The sequence below is a fragment of the Streptosporangium sp. G11 genome (genome assembly GCF_051192615.1).
Classification (GTDB): Bacteria; Actinomycetota; Actinomycetes; order Streptosporangiales; family Streptosporangiaceae; genus Streptosporangium.
In genome coordinates this window covers 1-651 of record NZ_JBPJUQ010000358.1, presented here as the reverse complement: position 1 = coordinate 651, position 651 = coordinate 1, and the positions used below count along the sequence as shown (strand labels likewise).

Here is a 651-nt window from a genome sequence, read left to right as displayed (position 1 = left end):
CTACTCCTACTACGCCGCTTGGCGCGACGAGGGCATGTTCGCGCGGCTCAACCAGGATCTGACCGGCCTGGCCCGGGTGAAGGCCGGGCACGACACGGAGCCGACGGCCTCGGTCATCGACACCCAGAGCGTGAAGACCTCCACCAACCCGCCGACCGCGACCCAGGGCACGGACGCGGCCAAGAAGATTGTGGGTCGCAAGCGCGGCGTCGCGACCGACGCGCTCGGCCTGCTCCTGGCGGTCACCGTCTGCGCCGCCTCGGTCTCGGAGAATCAAGCCGGTATGCAGGTGCTGGACCAGGCCAAAGCCGACCACCCCACGCTCACCAAGACCTGGGTCGACGCCGGATTCAAGAACCAGTTCACCGAACACGCCGCCGCTCTGGGCATCGACGCCGAGGTCGTTCCCCGCAACTCCGACATCAAGGGCTTCCATGTCCTCAAACGCCGCTGGGTCATCGAGCGGACGTTCGGCTGGTTGATGCTCCACCGCCGCCTGGCCCGCGACTACGAGACCCTACCCGCCAGTTCCGAAGCCATGATCCACATCGCAATGATCGACAACACCAGCAAGCGCATAACCGACGAAGCCACACCAACCTGGCGAGGGACGTACTAGGGCAAACAACGCAAATCAAACGCCCTCTCAGA

At 65.1% G+C, this 651-nt stretch carries 1 protein-coding gene; it reads left to right on the top strand.

Annotated elements, in window-relative coordinates:
- Positions 1-619: IS5 family transposase (locus ACSDR0_RS51030; RefSeq protein WP_435296205.1), on the top strand; the 619-nt coding region annotated here is incomplete at its 5' end.
- Between the last annotated feature and the right edge of the window lie 32 nt (positions 620-651).